This is a genomic window from Pseudactinotalea sp. Z1732 (genome assembly GCF_049724975.1).
GTDB lineage: Bacteria > Actinomycetota > Actinomycetes > Actinomycetales > Beutenbergiaceae > CALKWS01.
Genome location: NZ_JBMPQC010000024.1, coordinates 1 through 19,022, shown reverse-complemented (window position 1 = coordinate 19,022; position 19,022 = coordinate 1). Strand labels below are relative to the sequence as shown.

The 19,022-nt window shown below is 64.4% G+C and carries 21 protein-coding genes; 7 read left to right on the top strand and 14 right to left on the bottom strand.

Annotation, left to right across the window (positions count from 1 at the left end):
• Positions 1-615 (top strand): IclR family transcriptional regulator (locus tag ACPL7H_RS18840; protein WP_424798279.1); only part of this gene is annotated, 615 nt, incomplete at its 5' end.
• Positions 616-686: 71 nt separating this feature from the next.
• Here ACPL7H_RS18840 and ACPL7H_RS18835 read toward each other — a convergent pair.
• Genes ACPL7H_RS18835 through ACPL7H_RS18800 form a run of 8 tightly spaced genes read right to left on the bottom strand, consistent with a single transcriptional unit; the run spans position 687 to position 10,672 of the window.
• Positions 687-2,348 carry an amidohydrolase gene (locus tag ACPL7H_RS18835; RefSeq protein WP_424798278.1) on the bottom strand — a complete coding sequence of 554 codons (1,662 nt, stop codon included), beginning with the start codon at positions 2,346-2,348 and terminating at the stop codon, positions 687-689.
• Positions 2,345-3,124 carry a creatininase family protein gene (locus tag ACPL7H_RS18830; protein WP_424798277.1) on the bottom strand — a complete coding sequence of 260 codons (780 nt, stop codon included), beginning with the start codon at positions 3,122-3,124 and terminating at the stop codon, positions 2,345-2,347. Before ACPL7H_RS18830 ends, ACPL7H_RS18835 begins: the two co-directional genes overlap by 4 nt.
• The gene (locus tag ACPL7H_RS18825) at positions 3,121-4,563 is read right to left on the bottom strand and encodes an aldehyde dehydrogenase family protein (RefSeq protein ID WP_424798276.1); all 1,443 of its coding nucleotides are present in this window, start codon (positions 4,561-4,563) and stop codon (positions 3,121-3,123) included. Before ACPL7H_RS18825 ends, ACPL7H_RS18830 begins: the two co-directional genes overlap by 4 nt.
• The gene (locus tag ACPL7H_RS18820; protein WP_424798275.1) at positions 4,560-5,573 is read right to left on the bottom strand and encodes a Gfo/Idh/MocA family protein; all 1,014 of its coding nucleotides are present in this window, start codon (positions 5,571-5,573) and stop codon (positions 4,560-4,562) included. Before ACPL7H_RS18820 ends, ACPL7H_RS18825 begins: the two co-directional genes overlap by 4 nt.
• Entirely contained in the window at positions 5,570-6,580 is a 1,011-nt protein-coding gene (locus ACPL7H_RS18815) for an ABC transporter ATP-binding protein (RefSeq protein ID WP_424798274.1), read from the bottom strand. The genes ACPL7H_RS18820 and ACPL7H_RS18815 overlap by 4 nt, the downstream gene beginning before the upstream one ends.
• Positions 6,577-8,550: a dipeptide/oligopeptide/nickel ABC transporter permease/ATP-binding protein gene (locus ACPL7H_RS18810; protein ID WP_424798273.1), complete on the bottom strand. Its 1,974-nt coding sequence runs from the start codon at positions 8,548-8,550 to the stop codon at positions 6,577-6,579. The genes ACPL7H_RS18815 and ACPL7H_RS18810 overlap by 4 nt, the downstream gene beginning before the upstream one ends.
• The gene (locus tag ACPL7H_RS18805; protein WP_424798272.1) at positions 8,547-9,476 is read right to left on the bottom strand and encodes an ABC transporter permease; all 930 of its coding nucleotides are present in this window, start codon (positions 9,474-9,476) and stop codon (positions 8,547-8,549) included. Before ACPL7H_RS18805 ends, ACPL7H_RS18810 begins: the two co-directional genes overlap by 4 nt.
• 8 nt (positions 9,477-9,484) lie before the next feature.
• Complete coding sequence (locus tag ACPL7H_RS18800) at positions 9,485-10,672, bottom strand: ABC transporter substrate-binding protein (protein WP_424798281.1); 1,188 nt, start codon at positions 10,670-10,672, stop codon at positions 9,485-9,487.
• A 223-nt stretch (positions 10,673-10,895) separates the two neighbouring features.
• Between ACPL7H_RS18800 and ACPL7H_RS18795 the strand changes: the two genes are divergently transcribed.
• Positions 10,896-11,216: a nucleotide pyrophosphohydrolase gene (locus ACPL7H_RS18795; protein ID WP_424798271.1), complete on the top strand. Its 321-nt coding sequence runs from the start codon at positions 10,896-10,898 to the stop codon at positions 11,214-11,216.
• Here ACPL7H_RS18795 and ACPL7H_RS18790 read toward each other — a convergent pair.
• Both ACPL7H_RS18790 and ACPL7H_RS18785 read right to left on the bottom strand, forming a co-directional pair.
• Entirely contained in the window at positions 11,188-13,140 is a 1,953-nt protein-coding gene (locus tag ACPL7H_RS18790; RefSeq protein ID WP_424798270.1) for a DNA/RNA helicase domain-containing protein, read from the bottom strand. The genes ACPL7H_RS18795 and ACPL7H_RS18790 overlap by 29 nt on opposite strands.
• Before the next feature lie 651 nt (positions 13,141-13,791).
• Positions 13,792-14,679: an HNH endonuclease gene (locus ACPL7H_RS18785; RefSeq protein WP_424798269.1), complete on the bottom strand. Its 888-nt coding sequence runs from the start codon at positions 14,677-14,679 to the stop codon at positions 13,792-13,794.
• 410 nt (positions 14,680-15,089) lie between these two features.
• Here ACPL7H_RS18785 and ACPL7H_RS18780 point away from each other — a divergent pair, with 410 nt between their 5' ends.
• Positions 15,090-15,341 (top strand): hypothetical protein, encoded by a 252-nt coding sequence (locus ACPL7H_RS18780; protein WP_424798268.1) that lies wholly within the window; start codon positions 15,090-15,092, stop codon positions 15,339-15,341.
• 236 nt (positions 15,342-15,577) lie between these two features.
• Here the strand turns inward: ACPL7H_RS18780 and ACPL7H_RS18775 are convergent, their stop codons facing one another.
• A complete protein-coding gene (locus ACPL7H_RS18775) occupies positions 15,578-15,820 on the bottom strand; it encodes a hypothetical protein (protein ID WP_424798267.1) in 243 nt (80 codons plus the stop codon).
• A 5-nt stretch (positions 15,821-15,825) separates the two neighbouring features.
• Complete coding sequence (locus ACPL7H_RS18770) at positions 15,826-16,515, bottom strand: DUF433 domain-containing protein (protein ID WP_424798266.1); 690 nt, start codon at positions 16,513-16,515, stop codon at positions 15,826-15,828.
• A gap of 102 nt (positions 16,516-16,617) precedes the next feature.
• Between ACPL7H_RS18770 and ACPL7H_RS18765 the strand changes: the two genes are divergently transcribed.
• The 4 genes from ACPL7H_RS18765 (at position 16,618) to ACPL7H_RS18750 (ending at position 18,063) form a co-directional block, all read left to right on the top strand.
• Complete coding sequence (locus tag ACPL7H_RS18765; RefSeq protein ID WP_424798265.1) at positions 16,618-16,848, top strand: hypothetical protein; 231 nt, start codon at positions 16,618-16,620, stop codon at positions 16,846-16,848.
• Positions 16,845-17,258: a type II toxin-antitoxin system VapC family toxin gene (locus ACPL7H_RS18760; protein ID WP_424798264.1), complete on the top strand. Its 414-nt coding sequence runs from the start codon at positions 16,845-16,847 to the stop codon at positions 17,256-17,258. Before ACPL7H_RS18765 ends, ACPL7H_RS18760 begins: the two co-directional genes overlap by 4 nt.
• A gap of 260 nt (positions 17,259-17,518) precedes the next feature.
• Positions 17,519-17,740, top strand: a complete 222-nt coding sequence (locus ACPL7H_RS18755; RefSeq protein ID WP_424798263.1) for a hypothetical protein — start codon at positions 17,519-17,521, stop codon at positions 17,738-17,740.
• Positions 17,741-17,745: 5 nt separating this feature from the next.
• Positions 17,746-18,063 carry a plasmid mobilization protein gene (locus tag ACPL7H_RS18750; RefSeq protein ID WP_424798262.1) on the top strand — a complete coding sequence of 106 codons (318 nt, stop codon included), beginning with the start codon at positions 17,746-17,748 and terminating at the stop codon, positions 18,061-18,063.
• A gap of 106 nt (positions 18,064-18,169) precedes the next feature.
• Here the strand turns inward: ACPL7H_RS18750 and ACPL7H_RS18745 are convergent, their stop codons facing one another.
• Together ACPL7H_RS18745 and ACPL7H_RS18740 are read right to left on the bottom strand one after the other, a co-directional pair.
• Positions 18,170-18,448 (bottom strand): DUF433 domain-containing protein, encoded by a 279-nt coding sequence (locus ACPL7H_RS18745; protein ID WP_424798261.1) that lies wholly within the window; start codon positions 18,446-18,448, stop codon positions 18,170-18,172.
• Positions 18,449-18,476: 28 nt separating this feature from the next.
• Positions 18,477-18,866, bottom strand: coding sequence for a hypothetical protein (locus ACPL7H_RS18740; protein WP_424798280.1), 390 nt, complete (start codon positions 18,864-18,866; stop codon positions 18,477-18,479).
• Positions 18,867-19,022: the final 156 nt, after the last annotated feature.

The window sequence follows — 19,022 nt, the reverse complement described above, 5'->3', positions numbered from 1 at the left end:
TACCTGACCGCACTTGAAGCCCGTCATTATGTGGAGCGCAGTCCCGACGGTGCCAACTACCAGTTGGGACTGGCGTTCCGTGCTCACGATCGCCGTGGAGTGGAGTTGCTCACCGAGACCGCAGAACCGGTCCTGACCGCGTTGCGGGACCGGCTGACGGAGACCGTAAACCTCGGCGTCCTGGACGGCAGTCGGGTAATCCACACTCTGGTCGCCGAATCCCCGTACATGATGCGCTTAGCCGCACGCGTCGGGGAGCGGGGCTTGGTCCACTCCACAGCTCTGGGGAAGGCCATGTGCGCAGAACTCCCGTCCGATAAGGTCCGATCGATCCTCAAGATTCATGGCATGCCTGCCCGGACCGAGGCGACGATCACCGATCCGGAAGCCTATCTGGAGGAACTCGAACGTGTCCGTGCTCAAGGGTGGGCCGTCGATGACGAGGAGAATCAGGTGGCAGGCCGTTGTCTCGCTGTTGTGATCCCGTCCCTCGATTTTCCCGCGGCTGTGAGCGTGAGCGCTCCGATCGATCGAATGCCCTCAGAGCAGGTGCCGGTGGTGGCGAAACAACTTCAGCGTGCAGCCCAGACGATTGCCCGCAAACTGAGTGCGTGAACGGGCGGCCCCGACGCGCCTGCATATCGCCAGTTCCTCATAGTAGACGTCAGCGCCGCGGTAGGCAGGGCCTACGGCGCCGGGGTATTGCTCGGGTGGAAGGTGCCACCCAGCACCGTGCCGTGTACGTGGATATCGCCGATCTCCAGAGGGTCCACCGTGAGCGGATCTTCAGCCAGCACGGCGAAATCAGCGAATTTCCCGGTCTCGATCGATCCGACCTCGTGATCCATCTTCAGCATGTAGGCACCACCCACGGTGACGGCATGCAGTGCCTGGGGCACGCTGATGCGCTCGTGTTCACCCATGACCCGTCCCGACACCGTCTTGCGGGTGACGGCGTGCTTGATCGTCGATAGCGGTCCGAGCGGGGTTACCGGCGTGTCGGAGTGCAACGAGATCGGCACACCATGGCGCAGTGCCGTCGCAGCCGCATTGTTCCGGCGCGCCCGGTCGGGCACGACCGTGATGTCTAGGTGCTGATCGCCGTAGGCCCAGATGTGGTTCGCGAACACGTTGGCGCAGGCACCCAGTGCCGCCATGCGCCGGTACTGGGCGGCAGTGGTCATCTGCGAATGTGTGCAGGTGTGGCGGTGATCCGGCCTGGGGTGGGCGATGAGCGCTGCTTCCAAAGTGTCCAGGAACAACTCGGTGGCCTCATCACCGTTGCAGTGGACGTGGATCATCAGGCCGGCGCGATGGAAGACCTCGAACGCTTCGCGGTAGTCCTGCGGCGCGATGTTCCACATCCCGTTGTGATCGGCACCGAAAAACCCGGGTTCCAATACTCGTGCGGTGAATCCCTGCAGGGTGCCATCCAGCACAAGTTTGACGTTGCCAAATCGTAGGTTCGCCGCGGATGTACCGGTGAGTTCCGTGATGCGCTCGGCCGCCTGCGCCATGGTGCCGGCTACCGGGCCCATCCCGGCGCCGGCGTGGAAAACATTGAGCCGCGCGGGGAAGTGGTGATCGACTGTGGCACGGAAGATCTCGACGCCCGCATCGTCCATCAGATGGGGAGTTCCCAGATCGGTCACGGTCGTGGTCCCGGTGTTCACCGCATCCTGGCCGAAGCGCCTGAGCGCCTCGGCATTGATCGCCGCCAGACCTCCGCTGTCCAGGACGGTGGCGACCAGGCCCACGGCGTCGAACTCGTGCAATTCACCGATCGGATCCCCATCGCCGTCGCCGATGATGCCGGCGACCCCGGTGTCCCGGTCGATCCCACCCCTTTGCATCGTCACCGTGTTCACCGTGCAGCCATGGCCACTGGTGTGGGTGACATAGATCGGGCGTGTAGCCGAAACGGTGTCGAGTTCGGCGGCGGTCAGCCGTTCGTCGGGGAAGTAGATGGGGTCGAATCCCCACGCCAGTAACGTGCGATCGGTGTCCTGTAGTTCGGCCTCGCCCTGCTGCAGGCGCGCCAGGACCGCATCGATCGATCGACATCCCGGCCAGTTCCTCCCCGAGGGATCGGTCCGGTCCACATACCCGACGTAGATCCCATCCCACACAGATCCGGATTCTGCGTGACTGTGTGCCTCGACGAATCCCGGGAGCAGCATTGCGTGTTCGAAGCGGGAGTTGTACACCGAATCGGGGTAGGTGAGCAGTTCGGCTACTGAGCCGACCGCTCGGATGCGGTCCCCCCGCGCAGCCACCGCCTGCGCCGTCGGGCATGCCGGGTCCATCGTCCGGACCAAGCGGGCGCCGTACACAATCGTCTGGGTCATAGTTCGTGCTGATCGAGGTGGGGCCAGTCATCGTGGAGGAACCTACGGCAGAAGGTTTCAGCCCGCTCCAGTGCGCGTGTCACGATCTTCTCGCCCAGTTCAGGGTGAGCGATGGTGGGGTCTCCGTACACGCCGTCGGTGGTCAGATCATCGAAGCGTGGCGCGACATCCACGAAACCGTGCGGGGCGGAGAGACTGTCGACCTCGCGGTGCTGACCGGGTTGCTGGATGCGCTCGGTGTGCACCAATTGCGGGGCGAGGAACATCGCGACGGACGTCTCCAGTTCGCAGGCGTGGCCATAGCGCGGGCCCGACGCTAGTTCGGCGCAAAGGTCGCGTGCCAAACGCGCCCACATCACCGACGCAGCCAGGACACCCAATTCGCTGCGAACCCGGCGTGACACGATCGACAGGGCATCGATGTTGCCGCCATGACCATTGACGAAAACGATTCGGGTGAACCCCTGGCTCTTCAACGAGGCGGCCAGGTCGACCATGACCGCGATGAACGTCATAGGGCTCAGGGTCACCGTTCCTGCGAAATTCTCGTGGTGTTCGGAGATCCCGTAAGGCTGCAATGGGAAGAGAATCGCCTGCTCATCAAGGCGATCGGCCAACGACTCCGCAAATGCCTTCGCGATCGTGGCATCGGTCATCACGGACAAGTGCGGGCCGTGTTGCTCCACGGCTCCGACCGGAAGGATCGCCACCTTCGCCCGGGTCATCGCCTCGGTGACTTGTTCGGTCGTCTTGTCCTCAATGCGAGTAGCGCTCATGGCAGCATCCTTGCCGGCACGGTGAACGTCTGGAGTTGGGACAGTTCCTCGATGGAGTAGCGGCCACCGATGCGTCCCACGCCGCTGGCGCGCCCGGAATAGCCACCGAAGGGGCTGTGCGGTTGCCACGAGGTTGCTACGTCGCCGATATTGACAATGCCGGCACGTAACCGCCGTCCGAGGTCTACCGCACGCGCGGTGTCCGTGCTGAGAACTCCCGCCACTAGGCCCAGCCCGTGGTCGTTGACCAGGTCCGCGGCCTGGTCCAAGCCGTCGAAGGGCATCAGCATGGCGACTGGGCCGAACGTCTCCGCCCGGAACGCCGTCATGGCCGGATCCAGGTCCTTGAGGATGCTCGGTTCGTAGTACAGATCAGTGGGATGGCCGCTGGCCCTTCCGCCCCCGGCGAGGACAGTGGCGCCACGGGAGGTGGCATCGGCGATATGCGCATCCACCTTGGCCGCAGTGGCTTCGTTGTTCAGCGGCCCGATCGTGGTGTGTTCGTCAAGGGACGGACCGAGACGGAGCCTGCGCGCTTCTGCGGCGAGAGCCTCGGCGAGATCGTCATAGATGCTGCGTTCGACGATGATCCGCTCGGTGGAACTGCAGATCTGCCCGGCATTGGCGAACGTTGCACCGGCCAGCCGGCGAGCCGCTTCGTCCACATCCGCATCGGCGAGCACCACAGTGGCATTGTTGCCGCCAAGTTCCAGCAGCAGTGGTTTCGGGCCGGCCGTGGCCGTGATGGCATTCCCGGTGGCGGGGCTCCCGGTGAACCCGATCGCGTCAATACTCCGGTGCCCGGCGATGCCGGCGCCGATATCCTGTCCCATTCCCGGGACCAGGTTGACGCTGCCCGCCGGAAACCCGGCTTCCTCCACGAAGTCCTGCAGCCACAGGGCCGTCATCGGGGTGAGTTCGGAGGGTTTCCACACGATCGCGTTACCGGCGGCGAGACCGGCGCACAGGTACTCGGTCGGGATCGTGGCCGGGAAGTTCCACGGTGTGATCACTCCCAGAACGCCGTGCGGGCGTCGCACGGTGAGGATGGCACGCTCGGGATTGTCACTGGGCAGGATCGCATCGGTCATGTGCCGGGTGATCTCGGCTGCATCCCGCCACATCTCCGCAGCCACGGAGACCTCCCCGCGGGCCTCGGCGATGGGTTTGCCTTGTTCGCTGGCAAGGTCGCGGGCCATCGGTTCGATATCACGCTCAATGAGTTCGGCGACCATGGCCACTTTCGCCGCACGTTGCCGGATGGTCATCGCGGCCAGTTCCGCGGCTGCATCCCGGGCGGCGTGCACAGCGCGGTCGAGGTCCTCGGCTGTGGCCCGGGCCATAGTGGCCACCGGCTGACCGGTGGCCGGGCTGATCACCTCCAGATGATCATCGCCGGTGCTGCGCTTGCCGCCGATCACAATCGGAACGTGCTTCATCGGTCTCCAAACTCCTTCATCATGACGATTTGCCCGGTCCGGGCCGAGTGTTCCACGGCCAGACTGGCGCGTAGTGCTTCCATACCGTCGCGGGCTGTGCAGACCGGGTCGGTACCTTCAGCGATGACAGAAATGAAATGGTCGACTTCCTGGGCCATGGCGCCGCCCGTTCGGCCGTGGATCTCCGGGCTGAACCAGGTGTCCAACGCGGCGGCTCCGTCAGCAGTCACTCCGACCAGTCCGGTGACCCCTTGCTCTACCTGCAGATAGCCTTCCTCCCCGATCACGGTGAACCCCGACAATCCGGGCGGTACCGACCGGTCCGGCAAGGACCAACCCAGCATCGATGTCCCGTGGGCACCACTGGTGAACTGCATGGCGACCGAGTACAGATCCGCGATGTCATAGCCCTGGCGATTCAGTACACCGGAGTTGCGGAAGGCAGAGATCTGCTCGATGTCACCGGCATACCAGCGCGCCAGGTCCAGTTCATGGGTGCCGTAGTACAGCGGTGCGGTGGTCCGGCCCCGCAGGACGTCCTGATCTCTGCGAATACCGACCCGGGCGCTGCGCACACCGATGACCGGTCCGATCAAACCGTCGTCGATGGCCGTCTTGATGCGGCTGTAGCGGGATTCGAACCGCAGGATGTGACCGGCCAGGACGGGCACACCAGAACGCTCGGAGGCGTCGACGATCCGGGCCGCAGAGGGGAGGTCATGGGCCAGCGGTTTCTCCACTGCGACGGGGATTCCTGCTTCCAATGCCCGCACGGCGGACTCTGTGTGCAGATGTTCGGGCGTGCACACGATCAGACCGTCGACCCCACCCAGGTCGTCTAGGTCTGCCGCCCAGCGCCCCCCGTGGTCATCGGCCAAACTCCGAGCGCGCTCGGTGGCGGTGTCGCAGACCAATGCGATCTGGGCTGATGGGTGGTCGGCAACAGCGCGCAGCCACCGGGATCCCATCACGCCCAGGCCCGCGACGGCGATGCGGACCGGCGGCCTCATTTGGCGCCTGCTGCAGAGGCGGCCAGGCACTCGTTGGCGAAATGACACGCCACTTGCCTGCCGGGCAACCATTCACGCAGTTCGGGTCGCTCGATCCGGCAGATTTCCTGCGCCATCGGGCAGCGCGGATGGAAGGTGCATCCCGGTGGGGGATCCTTGGGATCGGGCGGATCGCCTTGGGCCTCGACGCGGGACCGGTTGCGATGCTCGATGCTGGGTACCGCGTCCATGAGGGCGCGGGTGTAAGGATGGGCGGGGTTCTTGTACACATCCGCGGCACTGGCCAACTCCACCACCCGGCCCAGGTACATCACGGCGATCCGATCGCTGATATATCGCACCACACCGATGTCGTGGGAGACGAACAGCATCGTCAGGCCCAACTCGCCCTGCAACCGCCGCAGGAGATTGAGGATCTGTGCCTGGACCGATACATCCAGCGCTGATACCGCTTCATCGGCCACCAGCAGCGACGGCTCGAGCGCAAGAGCGCGTGCTATCCCCACTCGCTGACGCTGCCCACCACTGAGTTGTCCGGGCCGACGGCTCCCGTACTCAGGTCCCAAGCCGACGTTGGTGAGCAGTTCGCCGACGCGTTCCTCCACCGCTTCCCCCCGCAATAGCCGGTGGATGAGCAATGGCTCGGCAACGATCTGGCGCACTGTCATGTGTGGGGGGAGGGAGGAATAGGGGTCCTGGAAGACGATCTGGATCTCCCGCTGCAAGGAGGTCGAGGGATCGACCCGCGCACCTTTGAACTTGATCTGACCCGAGTCGATCGTCTCCAACTGCACCAGGGTCCGGGAGAGCGTGGACTTGCCACAGCCACTCTCACCCACGAGTCCGAGAATCTCCCCGGGTGCTATCGATAGGGTCACGCCGTTCACTGCCTGCACAGCCACAGTGCGCCGGGACAATCCGCTGCGCACCCGGTAGTGCTTTTGGACGTCTTCCAACTCGATGAGGGGCTCGGTGTCCTTGACCGTCGAATCAACAGTGGTGCTCATCGGGTGACAACCTCCGTTTGCGGGACGTGCAGGTGGCACGCGACGGCTTGTCCGGCGGGCACTTCCAAAAGGGCCGGATCGGTGGTCCGGCAGACATCCATTACGGCGGGGCACCGGGGCGCGAACGGACAGCCCGTGATCTGCGCCATCGGGTCGGGCAGGTCACCGGGGATCCCTTGGAGACTGTCGGCAGCGATGACCTCCGGGGTCGGTACCGAGGACAGCAGCGCCTGCGTGTAGGGGTGCTGAGGGTTGAGCAGGACCTGCTCGGCGGTGCCGGACTCGCATACGCGGCCGGCGTACATCACCACGACCTCGTCAGCGATCTCACCGATCAGGCCGATGTCGTGGCTGATGATCACCACGCTCGCGCCGTGTTCATCTCGGACTCGACGCAACTGGTCGAGCACCTGGGCCTGCGTGGTCACATCCAGGGCTGTGGTCGGCTCATCAGCGAGGAGGAGTTCAGGTTCGACCACCATGGTCATAGCAATCATCACGCGTTGGTTCTGGCCACCACTGAGCCGGAAGGGGTGGCGCCGCAGGATGTCGGAAGGATTACCGAAGCCGACATCGCGCAGTGCCGATTCAGCGAGTTGCCGGGCAGCTTTGCGGGATACCGGTTTATTGGCTTGGATCGCCTCGACCATCTGGAAACCCACGGTGAAGACGGGGTTGAGCGAACCGGTGGGGTTCTGGAAGATCATCCCGATCCGGCGTCCGCGGATCTGGCGCATCTGACCTTCGGAGGCTGCAGTCAGGTCGATCCCGTCGAAGTGGGCCGATCCGTGCGGGATTCGCGCGGTACCTGCCAGCAGTCGGCTGATCGCGTACGCACTGACCGACTTGCCCGATCCGCTCTCGCCCACGATCCCGACGATCTGGCCGCGGCGCACCGTCAGATCGACACCCCGGACCGCATGTACCGGCGGGCTGTCACTGTGTGCCTGGAAGTCCACTGCCAGGTTGCGCACGCTCAGCAGCACGTCCTCGTCGGTGCTCACCGGTGCGGGGGTGGGCGCCGAGGTGGTGGTGGGCAGGGAGTCTTCTCTGGTGCGCCGCAGGAAGTGAGCCCGCCATGGCCGCCGGCGGGACTCCAGACCGGGGGATTCCACGGCCAGATTGATGGACAGCACTGTGAACATGATGGCAAGACCGGGTAGCACGGAGAGCCACGGGGCAATCGTCATGCTCTGGCGCCCATCGGCCAGGATCTGTCCCCAGGACACATCGGGGGAGGAGAGGCCGAAGCCGAGGAAACTGAGGGTGGACTCCATGACCACCAGGTTGGACAGGTCCACCAGCGCGATGGCAGGCAGCACGCCCCAGACCTGCGGCAGGATGTAGCGGAAGATCCGGCGGAATCCACTGGCGCCCAGGGTCGTGGCCGCCTGCACGTAGTCCGCTTCCCGTTCTGTGAGCACCCGGGCACGGATAACCCTGGCGTAGACGATCCACGCCGGGATACCCAGCACCACGATGAGGTGGACGGGGCGGCGTTCGGGCAGCATTCCCAGGATCACGATGGCGATCAGGATGAAGGGTAGGGCTAGTTGGATGTCGCCCAGGCGCATGATGATCGTGTCGACCAGACCCCCGAAGAATCCGGCGATCAGACCGGTGATGACTCCGAGTGTTCCGCCGATCAGCATGGCGCTGGTGCTGATCAGGACCGAGGACCGGGCGCCGTAGATCAACCGGGAGAGTACGTCCCGGCCGAGCCCGTCGGTGCCCAGGATGTGAGTCACATCGCCACCGGACCACACCGGCGGGGCCAGGACGTTGGCCAGGTTGGTCTGCCCCGGGGGGTGCGGCACGATCCAGGGAGCGGTGATGGCGACCAAGACGATAATGGAAAGCCCAGCCAGGCCGACGACGGCGGTACGCCGGCGCCACATCGAGGCGGTGAAGCGGGGGGTGCGTCCGGGCAGGCGCGGTGACGTGATAGCGACGGTGGGTGTTCCGGTCACGCGTTCGCTCCCAGCCGGATCCGAGGATCGAGTACCGAGTAGAGGATGTCGACGACGAAGTTGACCACCACGAAAGCAACCGCTGCGATGAGCACCGAGCCCTGCACCATCGGATAGTTCCGGCTCGCCAGCGCATCGACGGCCAGTTTCCCGATACCGGGCCAGTTGAAGATCACCTCAACGACGTAGGAGCCGGCCAGGATCATGCCGGACTGCAGTCCGACCAGGGTAATCAGCGGAAGGGACGCCACCTTGAGGGTGTGGATCAAGAGGATCCGCGCGTTGGGAATGCCCCGGGCCCGGGCGGCACGGATGTAATCGCGTTGCAGAGTTTCGACGAAGGACTGACGGATCGTGCGGATCAGAATCGGCGTCAGAGCCACCATCAGGGTGGTGACTGGCAGGACGAAACTGATGGGGCCGGTGAAGTCGATGGCCGGCAACCAACTCAGGTTGACGGCGAAAACCAGCACGAGCATCACCGCGAGCCAGAAGCTCGGAGTGGACTGGGCCAGGCTGACGTATACCTGCACCGCGCGGTCCAACAGTGAACCGCGGAATAGCGCCGAACCGATGCCCAGCAGCAGGGCGAAGGCCGTGGACACCACGACGGTCACCACGGCGAGGGCAATGGTGTTGGGCAGTGCCGCCAGCACCACGTCCCGGACCTCGTAGCCGCCGTGGAAGGACCGACCGAAGTCACCGACCACGATGCTGCGCAGGAAATACAGGTACTGCACGCCGAGCGGCCGGTCCAGACCCAATCGCTGCCTGGTGGCGGCGATGACTTCTTCGGGGGCATCCGCGGCGTTCATGAGCCTGGCCGGATCGCCCCCGGCGATCCGCAGGAGCACGAACACCAGCGTCACCACGCAGAAGACCACAAAGATCATCTGCGTGGTGCGCCGGAGAAGGAAGAGAACCATTCGGTCTCTCAATCAGAAACAGAAGCGGGGTAGAAATTCGTCTCGTAGTTGGGCAGTACCCGCAGGTCTTGCAGGGTTTCGGAGTAGGCGACGGTGAAGTCGCTGTAGTACAGCGGGATGTGGGGAAGTTCGCCCCACAAGTACTGCTGCAACTCGTCGTAGACGGCCTCGCGCTCGGCGTCATCCGTTGTTGTCTTGCCCTGTTGGACCAGACTGTCGATGGTGTCATCACCATGGGTCCAACGGTTGGGCGAGGCGTAGATCCCGGCAGCGGCGTCCGGGTCTCCACCACTGGACCAACTGATGTGGTAGAGCAATCCGGTGCCATCGACCGAGTCGTCGACCAGGCCGGCAACGTCGGCGGTCACCAACCGGGCCTCCAGACCGATCTCATTGAGATTCGCCACGATTGCTTCGGCGACTTGCTCCCCGCGGGGCAAGAAACCGCTGGCAGCCCAGACATCGAATTCCAAGCCCACGGCGCCCGCTTCCTCGACCAACGCCCGGGCCTCATCGAGGTTCTGGCTGTAGTCGATCTCCCCGGGGTTGTAATAGAGAGTCTCGCTCGGGAGGAAACTCTCCGCCACCACACTCTCGCCCTGGACCAGGTTCTCCACCAGCGCCTGCCGGTCGATGGCGAGCATCACAGCACGCCGCAGTTCCGAACTTTCATCCCATTCGGGAATGCGGTTGGGCACGGAGAACAGGTTGACCTGTTCACTCGCCGTTGCCGAGATGAGCCCGAAGCCGTCGGCGTCCTCGATGGTGGACAGGTGCTCCGGGGGTACCCGGTCGATGGCATCGGCCTGGCCGGCCTGGAGAGCGTTAACACGAGTCTGCGCATCGCCAACGTACTCCCAGACAAGGTTCTGGATCGACGGCGCCCTGTCCCAGTAGTCCGGGTTGGCGACCATGGTCTTGATGGTTTCGGTCTCACTGTCCAATATGAACGGCCCGGTTCCGTTGGGATTCGAGGCCAAGGCATCACTACCCGCCTGAACGTCCTCGGCCGCCACGATCGGCGTCTGCCGGATGGCGTTGAAGAGCGAGGCTAACGGCGTTTCCATCTCGAAGCGTACGGTGTGGTCATCCACGGCATTGACTGTGGTCGGCACCCAGCGGTTCTGGATCACCGTCTCCACGCCGGCCGTGCCGGAGGCCAGTTCGACCGATTCTTTGACGTCCTCGGCGCACAGCTCACAGCGATACTGATATCAACGAGACCATCGAGGTCTTCAGCGAGGCGTTGGATGCGGTGCTGGAAGTTGGCGCACCACCTGCGGCGCACTGATCGCGCCAATGGACCTCTCAGCCGCTACATGGGCACGTGCACCGTCAAGGTCTCGTCGACATAGGAGGGCCGGCCCTGCGCGGCCTGTGAACGGTTAGGGGCAGGACCGCCGCACATAGGATGCAAGCATGCGCGAGTTCGAGCATCTGATAGACGCGGTGCGCCAGTTCGCCGTCGACCGGGACTGGGAGCAGTTCCACACCGCGAAGAACCTGGCGATGGCGATTGCCGGCGAGGCCGGGGAGTTGGCCGCCGAACTGCAATGGTCCGATGGCGCCACCAGCAATGAGCTGGTGCGAAGCGACCCTGAACTGCGGGAGCGGGTCGCCTACGAGATCGCCGATCTCCTCATCTACCTGGCCCGGATGGCCGACGTCACCGGCATCGACGCCATCGACGCCGCTTTCGAGAAACTCGCGATCAACGAGCAGCGGTTTCCGAAGATGTAGTGGTTCCTGGCCATGCCAGGTCCGGACCGGTGCCTCGGGCGCCGATCACCGACTCCAGCATGGCCTGGGTCTCGGGGTCGGTGGAGTACAGGATCGTGCCCTTCATGCCGCGGGTGAGCAGCACCTTGTACACGTTGCGTACGAGACGGTCGAACTCGTCGTCGGGCACGGACCTACGGAAGGCGGGGTCCTTGGAGAACTCGCGCTGGGCCACCCACCGGTCCTGGCGCCACACCAGGTCATGGCCGAGGATCACGCCGTTCCAGTCGTACTCGAAGCCCTGGGCGGTATAGATGCATCCCACCTGGCTGATGCCGCCGGGCTCGGTGGCCCACAGGTGCGACGGCGGAGCCTCTCCCACCCGGCGCTCGGACTTCACGTTCCACGGCCGGGCCCATTCGCCGATCTTGACGTCGGGGACCAAGCGGCCATCCGGCGTCGGGTCGCTCCACGGCCAGCAGAAACCCGCCGTCATCCGCGCGGAGTCGCCGCCGGCGTCCAAGGCCAGGATCTGCGCTTCCAACTGTTGGGGGCTGGAGGCGGTGGTGAGGGCGTACCGGTCGTCACGCGGCCACGCGGTGGGCTCCCCGCTTCCCGGGCGGTGCGGGTCATGACCCAATCCGAGCAGGCGAAGCAGCCAGTCCACATAGACCTGGCTCCCGCCGGCACGGAACTGGGCGTTGAGGTTCACGTGCCGGACCGCGATGCCCTTGTCGCGTACGTGGTCGGTGATGAGTTCCAGGCTCCCGGCCTCCCCGGGGCGCACTACCTGGTTCTGGTCCAGGAGGAATACTGGCACCCGGGCAGCGTCGATCAACTCATCCACCTGCAGGCGCGCGCGCTCACGAACCTGCTTCGGTGTGTACCGGTTCACCGAGGTCTCCCGGATGCGGTGCGCCTCGTCCAGGATGAGCACCTCCAGGCCGTTCTTCTCCGCGTCCATGAACTGGTTGAAGTACTTGAACAACGCCTGGGTGGGGCGGGAGCGGTGCCCGGCCACCTTGCGCAGCGTCTGGGTGAAACTCTTCGAACCGGTCGCGTGCAGCACCGAACGACCCTGCCGTGCCAACTCACCCAGCAGCGACAACGCGATCACGCTCTTACCCGAACCCGGCCCGCCGGAGATGACGATCGCTGTCTTGGTGTCTTCCGAGAGGGCCCGCACCACCGCCCGCAGCGCCAAATGGTAGCCAAGCGACTGTTTGCCGACGAGCACGAATTGCTCCTGGTCGCGGATCTCATCGGCCGCCACGGACAGCAACTTCTTCGACGGAGCGACCTTCGAGCGCAGCCACAGGTCGGCGGCCCCGGCGCCGGGGGTCTCGGCGAAGTGACTGCGCAGGTGTTCCAGGAAGTCGCCGCGACGTTCGGCGGTGAACATCGGCGCCTGTTGGAGCACGTCCTGGTGCCACAACTCGGCGACGCCACTGTCGCTGGCGTTGTGCAGATACGCCACACCGTCCAGGTGCAGCGCGGAATCGTCGAAGATGCCCATGAAGTCGCGTAGGTAGTCCCGGTAGCCACCCACCTGCACGCTGGGGTGCAAGGAAGGACGGTAGGGCGCGCCCTGGACGTCAACCAGGGTGTGCTCACCATCCCAACTACGGGCCCGTGACCACTGCTTGAGTTCGACAACGAGGTAGGACGGCTGCTTCGTGCGGGGGTGGACGCCGGCCAGGATGGCGTCGGTGCGCTTGCTGGTCAGCGGCAGCCGATGCTCGATCAATACCTCGACCTGCTCAAGGCCCGCATCCCGCAGGTCTTGGGCGAGTACGGGCAGCGATCCTCGCCAGGAGGCGCGCTCACCTGGCCCGACTCCCACTCCGGCGTAGGCGAGGTAGCGCGCGAGTTCCTCCTCCAGCCGCGATGGTTCGGGATGGGTCCGGTCATGCAGTGAGCGCGCGGACAGGCGATAGGCCGACACGTATGGAGTCCCCTCGGGCAGCACGAAAGATCCGTGCGGTGGGGGACGTGTCGGCGAGGCGAAGTCCGTCGGTACCGCTTGCCTGCCACGGTAGTGCAGTGATCATGGCGGTGAGGTCAACACCGGGCGATCGTCAGCACCCAACTGGTCATGCCGGTTCCTTATCCGCGTTGAGCGGAGAGGTGTATCCGTGCGAACCCTGTCGACCCGCTGGTGGTTCAGTGCTCAGCCGGCGTCAGCCGACGACGGCGAAGCGCACGATTCAGCGCATGTCGCGCTGGTCGCATCACCGTCTGGGCGCTCCACGCATCGTCGCCACCCGGTGACCGTGCTGGGCGCTCCCGGGGACACTACTAAGTGCCGCGACGGCGGGACGCTCGCCCGATTCGGGCGACGTCACTCTTTGCTGCGAGTCTTCGGAGCCGATCGGTGTCTCCGGCGAGCCGGTCGATCGCGCTGCGCAGAGAGGTTCCTCGTTCATCGGCAAGCCCAGCCAACACCCAACCGCGGATCAAGGCGCTCACTGGTACGTCGAGTTCACCGGCAAGACGCTCGATCTCAGCGAACTCGGTTTCCGGAAGCCGCACCGACTGCACCACTGAACGCCCACGCCGGTGCCCGCGAAGATGGCCGGGCAACGGGGCATCTTTTTCATCGATGTAGGTCAATGTGCGGGGACAACCACCGAAACTCCGCGTTATGGTTTTCCAGCAGTTCGATGCTCGGACGCTCGCGGCCGTCCTCAGGCAAGACCGCGAGAGGCTGGTGATCAAAGGACCGGTAGGTCTCTTCGCCGACATCCGGACTTACCCGCACCCGGTAGCCCTCATCATCGACGACCACCGTCAACTGCTGCAGATCGAAGAGCAAATGGATGTCGGCGCGTAGCAGCAGCCCGTTCTGAACGATGTTGGTGTGATCGCCCCGGTAGGGATGGATGTGAGCCGCTTCGAGCACATCCTCGGTGCTTGAGCCCGTGACGGCGCAGCGGCGTTGGTAGGCGCGGAGCAGGCGGCTCCGAAAAGCCGATTGGCCACGGCGGACCCGGATCGTGGCAAGTGTGCGTCGCCGCGTGTCCTCACCACTCGCAGCGACGGCTTCGTCGGCGTCCAGGTCGTCGGTGAACTCTGCCTCGACCTCGTCCAGTGCCTCGAACAGCGAGGCGAGAAATGCTTCGGCCGCGCTGTCGTCAGTGCGCGGAATCGTGTTGAGTCCCTGGGTGATCCCCGTACGCTCCTGCACTTGCTTCCACCTGATCTGGCCGGCGACGGAGTCCGACACCGCAGAAAATCTGATCCTGGTCTTGTAGTCACGTTCCCCGCCGTCGATCCAGGGGACCGCTTCGTTTCCCGTCAGGCGCGCCGCAGGTTCTGCGATCTCGGCGCGGCCGACGAACCTGTCGTTGCGCGCAAGCCAGAAGTAGACGACGTCTCCCCTCTCGATCTGCCGGTGTGTCGTCATGTCCCACAACATGTGTTGTTTGGCGATATCCCAATGCTCGGGATATTCGGGGGCGATCGTCAGCACCCAACTCGTCATGCCTGTCCCTCATCCGCGGTGAGGCGGGGGAGGCATGTCCGTGCGTGGGAAGCCTGTCGGTCCGCAGTGTGTTCATGGTCCAGCCGGCATCAGCCGACGACGACGATCAGCACTGTCCGCGGAAGGTCACGCGGGTGGTGTCATCCCCAGGCAAGCACACGCATCGTCGCGCGGAGGGGACATGTCTGAACGGGCAGAAGTCCGTCGGACCGCAGTAGTAGCGAGACTACCGACCCTGGGTGGTGAGCGTCAGGCTGTTGAGTTATCTGCCTACTGCGGGACGAGGATCTCCCGGTCAGTTTGACGGTGTCGCTCTTGGCCGTGGGCTTTCGGAGCAGATCGGCTGCGAGTTATGCACAGATGCCGGCTGAGTCTCCCTGCCGAGATGTCCCGGGGCATAGGGTGGGGGAATGGCCAGCACCGGACTCGAGCGCAAAGTGCGTCAGTTGGACAATGACGTGCAATCGATCTACGAGCTGCTCGCAGCGATCCAGGGCACCCAACTGCGACAGGGCAATCGGCTGGATGAGTTGGATGAGCGCCTCGCTGGCCTTGATGAGCGGATGGCCGGCTTGGATGGGCGCGTCGCGGGAATCGACGAGAAGGTCACTGACTTGGCTGAGGGCATGGCGACGGTCCTGGAGTTGCTGCGCGCACGTTGAGCCGCAGGTCACGCCGACCCCGCTGTGAAGTTGGTAGCGAAAGTCCGTCGGCCGGTAGCGCCAGTTGATCCGCTTCACCGCCACGGCTTCCAGGCCGGCTTCGCTTAGTTGCTGGACCCCGCCCAGCCCGTGCCGACGATGACGACGTCCACCTCGGGATGAAGTCGGGTCGGGCCTGCGGCGTCCTGCAGGCATCCGATGAGGCATAGCCTCCCGGCGCTCCACTTCAGAAAACTTCACTGCGGTTCAGGGAAAGGCGTCGCCTCGGTTGGGTTGCGTGCGATTGCTGAGTCTTTGGTAAGGAAGCACTCCCCTCGTGCGCACGCGTCGCGGATCCAGTCCGCCTCTTCGATCTCTTGGGATGCAACCGCACCGTAGCGTTCGTCCATCGTGGTGAGGAGCCAGCCTCGTTCACGTAGTCCCGAGGGCACCAACTGGGAACCGAGACCGCGGTCGAGAAAGAACCGTGGTTCAGCCATGTCGATCAGGCCGCGACGAGAGCGTGTACCTCGGCAAGATCAAGGTTGAAGTCAAGAGCTACCGCTTCGATCTCTTCACCGGCTTCGATGCGCCCGGTGATGTCCTCAACGCGGATCGCACGGCGTGCAAGCATCGGCCGACCGAAGTTGCGTAGCGGATCGACGACGACCTCGGTTTGGTACTGAGGCAGGCCGATGATGGCAACCCGACCATGGCGGTAGGTGATGGTCTGTAGATACTGCTCAACGACATCACGAAACACCGCCTGCTGATTCCGGATGACGACCAGTTCGTCAACGATCTCCTGGTGGCCGCTGTCGCTCCGGTAGTCCCATAACACTTCAGCGCCGTCAGTCTTGAGCCTCTCGCTGGTCAGTGCTGCCACTACACCGATCTTGGTCTCCAGGTGCTTTAGCGCCGGACGGATCCGCTGCATGGGGACACCGGCCGCGCGGAATCCAGCAAGCACATAAGCCTCCGCCAGTCCGATGAACGGCACGACAGCGCCCCGGCCTGTTCCAGTGGTCGTGATGAGTGCGTCCGATCGGTACTGGGTCCCGTCGATGCCCTTGTAGCCGCGACCGCGCGCCCACGTGTGCAAGGTGGATGGCGGCACACCAACGATGGCGGCTGCCCCGCGAAGGGTGTACAGGGGCCGTGTCAAGGTTGGATCGAGCGCCGTTGCCGCAGTCATGACCCAAGCGTAGCCATGCCCGATGTGAAACGGAGGGACGCTCGCGAGGCTGTGGATATCGCGATCATGAAAGATTCATGAAGAGTGGCTATCCTTGCTGGGATGAGCACCGAGATCATTCAGATCCGCGATGTCCCTGCTGACGACGTGCAGGTCCTGCGGGAGCGCGCGTCGGCCCGGAACATGTCGGTGTCGAGTTATCTGCGGGAACTCATCCACGCCGACACGTCGCGACCTGCGATGCCGGAGGTGCTGGCGCGGATCGCCGCACGAAGCAGCATCGAGGTCAGCGGCGAGGAAATCCGTGGGTTCATCGACGCTGATCGGCAATGAGTGTCGTCGATGCTTCGATCGTCGTGCGGCTGCTGCAGAACCGCCGGGGCGATGCGGAACTGCGGGAACGGTTCGCCGCGGAGCGCTACCTGCACGCACCTGCGCTGATTGATGCGGAGGTGACGTCCGCGATCCGGGGACTGCTGCGGACTACGAAACCTTCCGTCGCGATCTCTGCGGAACGTGCCGAGGAGATGCTGGCGGACTTCGGCGACCTGACCCTGGTGCGCTATGCCATGCAGCCTTTCCAGCGGCGCGCCTTGGCGCTGCGCAACAACTTCACCGCCTATGACGCCTTTTACGTCGCACTGGCGGAGTCGCTGGATATGCAGTTACTCACCGATGACGGCAAGTACGGGCGGGCTGCCGGTCATGCCGCAGACATCGAGACCTGGCCGGAGTGCGGGTGAACCTCACGGTGGTCACTGAACACGAGACTACTGAGGCTGCACCACTGTCGCTTGGGCCCGACGGTCATCAGGCGACGGACTCGACGTGCACCCGCAGCGCGAGTGTCTTCGCAACCTTGACGACGGTGCCGAAACTCGGATTACCGCACAGTGTGGTGCGCCGCAAGAGTTGGCGACTAATGATGTGCGCCCGGGCCCGGAGAGCCCTTTCAAAGCGCGTTGCGTTCAGGACTCCAAATGCAACACAATGGAGGTAACGGATGATCTTCGACCGGGTCGAGTGGGACGAGCACAACCTTGGCCACGCGACCAGGAGGCTCACCGCAGCAGAGATCGAGCAGGCGATCTGGAACGCGGATCGGATGTTTCCGAGCCGAAAGGAGCCGGACCGCGGACTGTTCCGATCGGTGACCGATCGCGGAAAGGACGCGGTGGTCGTGGTGCAGATCCTTCGCGATGGAGTACGACCGATCACTGGATGACGGGTATGACGATGGTGAAGAAGGCCGCGGCCGCAGAGGCGGAGTACTACAACGAGACCCGGGACCTCTCGGGGTTCGATGAAGAGAACCCGGTGAACGTCACCTCCACCCGGTCAGTGACGATCTCGGTCCGGTTCTCCGAGGAAGAGATCACGCAGGTACGGAGCCAGGCCGAGGAAGCGGGCCTCAAGGTCACCTCCTTCATCCGCGCTGCCTCACTGGAGGCGACCAGCCCGGTCGACCGGGCCGAACTGGTGGAACTTGCCCGGGACCTCGAGCGACGGGCACACCAGGTGGCGGCGGTAGTTGACCGGGGCGCCTAGCGACGACCCGGGGCCAAGCATCACCACTCCCGCAGCGGAGGTCGCCGGCCGACGGCGTACCACCGGTCGCGTACTTAGCTCACCTTCCGCAACTCGGCCATGTCCATCACGCCGCGACGAGCGCGTGAACCTCGGCTGGGTCCAGATTGAAGTCCAGCGCCACTTCCTCGAGAGCCTCACCGGCCTCGATCCGGCCGGTGATGTCCTCAACGCGGATAGCACGGCGTGCAAGCATCGGCCGACCGAAGTTGCGTAGCGGATCAACGACGACCTCGGGTTCGTACTGAGGCAGGCCGATGATGGCTACGCGACCATGGCGGTAGGTGATGGTCTGCAGATACTGCCCGACGACGTCGCGAAACACCGCCTGTTGGTTCCAGATCACGACTAGTTCGTCAACGACCTCCTGGTCGTCAGTGTCGTCCGTAGTCCCAAAACATTTCAGCGCCGTCGGTCTTCAGCCTTTCGCTGGTCAGTGCCGCGACCACACCGATCTCGTTCTCCAGATGCTCCAGCGCTGGCCGGATCCGCTGCATCGGGACGCCGGCGGCCCGGAATCCGGCGAGAACATGAGCCTCAGCCAGTCCGATGAACGGTACGACTGCACCGCGGCCGGTGCTAGTGGTCGTGATGAGAGCATCCGATCGGTACTGGGTCCCATCGATCCCCCTTGTAGCCGCGGCCTCGTGCCCACGTGTGCAGAGTTGGATGGCGGCACACCAACGATGGCGGCCGCCTCGCGAAAGGTGTACAGCGGCCGTGCCAAGAAGGGATCGGGTGCCGTATCCGCAGTCATGGTCCAAACGTAGCCACGGGCGGCGCAAAAAGGGCGCCTGAGTTCGGTCACGGCGTCGCGATCTGTGACGGTGTAACTCGCTGACCTGCGCCGATGGGTCCGCGGGACGCCGATCTGTGGCACTAATTGGTGCTCTACCGTGGGGCGTGTGGCGTGGATTCGG